Genomic DNA, 6,000 nt, shown 5'->3' on the forward strand with positions numbered 1-6,000 from the left:
GAACTCGAAGACTTACCGCTGAACTTAGTTATCAATCATCATAAAAAGCTGGCAGCTGTCAGCAATAGTATCGGATTTACTGCTTGCCATTGATCAGTATCCTAACTACTCTCCCTTTTTGAGAATCCCTCGAGCAACTCCAGCATCGATCAATTTTTCTGCATATTCCCACAATACTGCTGAGCCATCCTTGATGACAGATTTTTTTGCATAAACCTTTTCATAATTTACACCAGGTTCATTCCAGGTTCCACCATTATTGGAACTATTCTGTAAAAGTGGTTCCAATCGATCCATCGCTCGTGCGAACTGTGCTTCTGGCGTTTGGCCAGCTTCAAATTCTTCCCAGATCGCAATGAGTTCCTCTGCTTGCTGCCCAGGCAAAATTCCAAAAATCCGCTGAGCTGCCAAACGCTCCGCACCTGTATTGGTATGATTTTTTTCTGTATCATAGATAAAAGTATCACCTGCATCAATTTCGACGATATCGTGTATCAATACCATTTTGACTACCTTCAATAAATCCACTGATTGATTTGCGTGTTCTGAAAGTACAATAGCCATGAGGGCAAGATGCCAACTATGTTCAGCGTCATTTTCGGGACGGTCACTATTGAAAAGTTTTGTCCTGCGCTGGATATATTTAATCTTATCGATCTCCTTAATAAACTCGATCTGTTGTAATAATTTGTCTGAAAGCATCATCCTGAATCACTAATACAATTGAATAATATATAAAATTACTCTTTTTGAGCCACAGCCTACTTGTCATTTGGCAAATTCATTCAAACCATATATTATTGACACCCATCGGACAATGTAGACTACCGAAATAATCGCAACATTTATTAAATTTGATTGACATCAAATCCCATTGTGATTTATGAAAAAAATAGGCTTTTTATCTTTTGGCCATTGGTCCAAGCATCCCGCATATAGTACGCAGACCGCAAGCGATACTTTATTGCAATCCATCGATCTAGCAGTAGCTGCTGAAGAAATAGGCATAGATGGTGCATATTTCCGTGTACACCATTTTGCGAATCAGCTAGCATCTCCCTTTCCTCTATTATCGGCCATTGGAGCCAAAACCTCCAAAATTGAGATCGGCACCGGCGTCATCGATATGCGCTATGAAAACCCCCTTTATATGGTGGAAGACGCAGGAGCTGCAGATCTAATCTCCGGGGGCAGATTGCAGCTCGGCATCAGCAGAGGATCGCCTGAACAAGTAATAGATGGTTGGCGTTACTTTGGTTACAATATCAACGAGGGCGAAACAGATGCTGATATGGGAAGGCAAAAAGCATTGGAATTTTTAGAAAAACTTAAAGGAATTGGTTTCGCTGAACCAAATCCCTATCCAATGTTTCCAAACCCGCCCGGTTTGCTGAGACTCGAACCCCATTCGGAAGGGTTACGTGATCGTATCTGGTGGGGAGCAGCATCGAATGCCACGGCTGTATGGGCTGCTCAAAACAGGATGCACCTGCAAAGTTCCACTTTGAAATATGATGAAAATGGCAAACCTTTTCATATTCAGCAGGCCGAACAAATACGTTTATACAAAGAGGCCTGGAAGGAAGCAGGGCACCCTGGTGAACCCCGCGTTTCGGTCAGTCGATCCATATTCGCTCTGGTCGATGATTTAGATCGTTATTACTTCGGGCAAGAGGCTGACAAAACAGATAAAATTGGGGTAATAGAATCGGACAAGCGGACGATTTTTGGGCGAAGTTATGCCGCAGAACCAGATCAACTCGTGAAAGAACTAGCGCAAGATGAAGCAATACAGGAAGCAGACACGCTATTATTGACCATTCCAAATACGCTAGGGGTCGACTACAATGTCCACATTCTTTCAGCCATTTTGGAACACGTAGCTCCCGAACTTGGTTGGCGTTAACTCCACTCTCGTATGATAAAGAACATTCGCTACAAAACAAAAATTGCAGTCATTGGTGCGGGTCAGGCTGGACTTTCTGCTGCTTATCATTTGAAGAAGCTCGGACTTAAAATCGGGCCGGATTTTATCATCTTGGATGAAGCCTCTGCACCAGGAGGAGCCTGGCAATTTCGCTGGGACTCCCTTACCTTAAGTACAGTCAATAAAATACACGATTTGCCCGGCATGTCGTTTGAGGAGACTTTATCAACAAAAGGGGCGGAAGTTCAGGCAAACACCGCTGTTCCCCATTATTTTAAACTTTATGAAGAAAAATTTGGACTTCAAGTATATCGACCAGCTAAAGTAGAAAAAGTCTACTTGTACCAAGATCGCTTTCATATCGATACGGCAGAAACTCTTTTCTCAGCACTCGGTATTATCAACGCCACCGGAACATGGGAAAACCCCTATATTCCTACCTATCCAGGTGCAGAATTATTTCGTGGCGAGCAACTTCACACAAAGGATTTTAAAACTGCAGAGTATTTTCGTGGCAAACATGTTATTGTTGTTGGAGCCGGTATTTCTGCCATACAGCTATTGGACCAAATCTCGAAGGTTACAACGACAACCTGGGTAACACGACGACCACCTTTATTCAGAGAGGGGCCATTTGATGACATGGCTGGGCATAATGCTGTTGCTATGGTAGAGGAACGTGTACGGTTGGGGCTTTCACCTTTGTCTGTCGTTTCCGTTACGGGCCTCCCCTATTCTACAAAAATCCAGGAGATGGAAAAACGGGGTGTCCTTCAACGTTTTCCAATGTTTCAAGAAATAACAGAAAAGGGGATCAAATGGGCCGATGGAACAGAACAACAAGCAGATGTTATACTTTGGAATACAGGCTTTAAAAGTTCATTGCGCCATCTAGACGCTGTGCTGCCAAAAGAAAAACAGGGCGGCATTCAAATGGCAGGAAGACTAGCGACTATGGTCGCTAAAGAACCAAGAATTCACCTCGTGGGTTATGGTCCATCAGCATCGACAATCGGTGCAAACCGTGCAGGTAGCGCCGCAGCTAGAGAACTTCTAAAAACGCTTTCAGCTGCCGACCTGAACACAAATACATTTAGTGGGATCCAGCTATTATGGTAGTTTCAATTTTGAGTATTTAAATTACTGGAACATGCACAATTATTTGAGGTGAGAAGAAAAAATCCCCTTTTTTATTTCAAATAAGTCGGATTGCATGTGTAGACTTTAGATATACCATGATATTACAAATCCGCTAATGAAAATCTCAGGGCAACTCCATCTTATAATAGATTTTTAAGTATATTTAAACGTACAACAGGTCGTAATCAAAAGCCAACAAAGTTAATTGATGAATTCTCAAATTATCAGCCCTGATACATCCATTACATTATTCGTAAAGGCGATCCTGGTATTTGAAAGTCAGAAAAATGATCGCATAAACTTACCTTTTTATGCTGATGGTTACCCTGGTCTATTGTTTCAACGATGCTATGGTGATTTTACAATCAAGCCCCATGATAAAAAGATGCCGACGATTTTTCTCTATGGTCAGACAATAAAACCGATTTCAATAGATGTAACAGGGCCTTTTCAGATTATCGTTTTTCAATTTTACCCATTTGTATTACGCCGATTTTGGGGTATCTCGCCCGAAAGCATAAACGACGACTGCTATGATCTAGATGCTCCTTCAAATAGAGCCTTCCACCAACTAAGCAGTACATTATTCTCATCTTCAAATGCTGAAAACAGCATCCAACTATTAACACAATCGCTCCTCAGCTTTTTCGATAGCAAGAAATATAACATAGATTTTTCGATTCAGCGAGCAATTCTCGAAATCATCAAAAAAAAGGGCCAAATCATTATTAAGGAAATTGCAAAAAAAGAAGCATTGAACATCCGAACTTTTGAAAGAAGGTTTTTCAAGGAAACTGGGGTGTCCGCTAAACAATTCGCTAAAATGGTACAGTTTCAGGCCGCTTTGAAACAGCTTAATAGCAAAGATTTCCAAAAGCTAACGGAAATTGTTTATGAAAATGGGTTCTCCGACCAATCGCACTTTATTCGTGTCTTTAAGACTTTCACAGGAACAACGCCAACATCATTTAACAAAAAGTAGGTTACTGTCGTTTTTATTCTATATTGACTCACTGTTTATCACAACTTTTGTATTGTCTAAGGGCGAGCTCAACGAAAGTGTGTAATTTCTTAAAGCCTCAACTTCTTCGAAAGATTTGCTATAAGAAAACAATGCTTTGATAAATTAGAGCTCCTAGAGAATTAGGTTCAGTAAAACATTGTACATCAAAAAAAATATAGACATGAAATCGCAAGACATCATTTTAGCGCTGGCAACAATATTTTCGGCTATCATATCAGGCTTGTTTTTTTCGTATACCTTTTCGGTCAATTTGGGTCTACATAAACTCAACGATAAAGCCTTTTTGATGGCGATGCAAAATATCAATAAAGAAATACTAAACTCAGCTTTTTACTGCTGTTTTCTAGGCGCACCACTTTTGTTATTCATGGCTACCATATTATTTTTTGATCTGTATTCACCAAAATTTTATCTAATCCTAGCAGCATGCCTAAGCTATATTATTGGTGTATTTGTGGTTACAGGCACGCAAAATGTACCCTTAAATAATCAATTAGCCTCGATAGACCTATCGATATCTTCAGAAAAATCGTTAAGACTTGCACGTGACACCTTTGAAAAACCCTGGGTATTTTGGAATAACATCCGAACTTGCTCTTCTTTACTTACACTCACCTGTTTAGTTATTAACTTGGTCTTTTTTAAATCAAAAAATTGATCATAACATTGGGCTAATAGTATAAGATCAAATCCCTTACAACCTGTTTACAGACATTTCCGCCGAAATAAAACTTGAGTTTATCATTTACCTATCTCTTATAGACGAAAAAAAGCCCAAGGCATGCGAATTTAAATTCATTCCCCCCGAATTTAAATCAAGTGCTAAAACCTCTTCCTCAATACCTTACTTTTATAAAAATTGATCAACGAATGTTATTGAATGTGAGCTTAAATCATCATGAAGGCATGTATATTGATGATTCAAAGAAATCTTCACGAAACTGCCAAAACATACATGAGCCGAAGTTGTCTATCAATAAAAAGGGTCTTTACAATTAAAAAGGAGCATAGCAGTACGAAGTATGTTATGTTCAAAATAATATACAATTAATGAAATTTTTCCCCATGAAAACAAAACACTTAATTTCGACATCATTGTTAGTATCTTCTGCCATAGCGTTGTTCACATCTTGCAATGGCAGTTCTGTCGATACGGTAAAAGCTATCGAATCAAACTACGACAATCAAAACAAAACCATTACGTTAACAGGTGAATTTGATGCACCATCCTTTACATTCTCATCAGGTAAATCAAAAACTATGGCCATGAATTTCGTAGTTAAATCCCATGCATTTAGTTCTGAAAAATTCACTGCATTCAGCGTTATATTACCTGTAGGGACAGAAAAAAACAATGTTTTATTTGAAATTCCCGCAGATCAGAAAAATTATACGCTTAAGAACTTTTATGTATTTGACGATAAGGGAGAAAAAATCAATCTAGATTCCCATACAACCTTCAAGATGAAGGGAACCGTTCACTACAGTGAAATGGAAAAACCTGAAACTGAACGGGAAAAAGATAATTTTTCCTATAAAATAACCGATGTAAGCTTTGTAAAAGACTAAAATTAACAACAATTGATAGCATAAGAAATAAAAAAGCCAGATTTCAAAACCTGGCTTCAAAAATAAACATATGATGATTAGTAAATGGTAAGTCCATAGGTACAACTTAGTAAATAGTTCGATTTACTCAAAAATGCCTCCACCCCGCCCTGACAACCTACGCACATGTACCTATTATTTCAATTGAACGCCACGGACATGCCTGAATAATGAGCAACCAATATTCTCGTCACGTTATCGGCCTTCTTAACGTTAAATATATACTAGGTGCGCCAAGACAGCACGCAACAACATGTCCGCAAACGTTCAATTTATAATCAAATATAGAAATAAAAACTAA

At 39.0% G+C, this 6,000-nt stretch carries 6 protein-coding genes; 5 read left to right on the forward strand and 1 reads right to left on the reverse strand.

What is annotated here, in order from left to right:
• Window positions 1–105: 105 nt before the first annotated feature.
• Window positions 106–705: an HD domain-containing protein gene (locus B4N43_RS18865; protein WP_232475691.1), complete on the reverse strand. Its 600-nt coding sequence runs from the start codon at window positions 703–705 to the stop codon at window positions 106–108.
• A gap of 178 nt (window positions 706–883) precedes the next feature.
• On the opposite strand from B4N43_RS18865, the gene B4N43_RS18870 reads away from it, so the two are divergent.
• From B4N43_RS18870 to B4N43_RS18890, 5 genes are all read left to right on the forward strand, one after another.
• Window positions 884–1,906, forward strand: coding sequence for an LLM class flavin-dependent oxidoreductase (locus tag B4N43_RS18870; RefSeq protein WP_075991377.1), 1,023 nt, complete (start codon window positions 884–886; stop codon window positions 1,904–1,906).
• 12 nt (window positions 1,907–1,918) lie between these two features.
• Complete coding sequence (locus B4N43_RS18875; protein ID WP_286735851.1) at window positions 1,919–3,046, forward strand: NAD(P)-binding domain-containing protein; 1,128 nt, start codon at window positions 1,919–1,921, stop codon at window positions 3,044–3,046.
• A 229-nt stretch (window positions 3,047–3,275) separates the two neighbouring features.
• Window positions 3,276–4,049: a helix-turn-helix domain-containing protein gene (locus tag B4N43_RS18880; RefSeq protein ID WP_075991375.1), complete on the forward strand. Its 774-nt coding sequence runs from the start codon at window positions 3,276–3,278 to the stop codon at window positions 4,047–4,049.
• Window positions 4,050–4,251: 202 nt separating this feature from the next.
• Entirely contained in the window at window positions 4,252–4,749 is a 498-nt protein-coding gene (locus B4N43_RS18885) for a DUF1772 domain-containing protein (RefSeq protein WP_075991374.1), read from the forward strand.
• Window positions 4,750–5,156: 407 nt separating this feature from the next.
• Window positions 5,157–5,660, forward strand: a complete 504-nt coding sequence (locus B4N43_RS18890) for a hypothetical protein (RefSeq protein WP_075991373.1) — start codon at window positions 5,157–5,159, stop codon at window positions 5,658–5,660.
• The last annotated feature ends 340 nt before the right edge of the window (window positions 5,661–6,000 follow it).

Origin of the sequence: Sphingobacterium sp. UBA1897 (assembly GCF_002337775.1) — a bacterium.
Lineage (GTDB): Bacteria > Bacteroidota > Bacteroidia > Sphingobacteriales > Sphingobacteriaceae > Sphingobacterium > Sphingobacterium siyangense.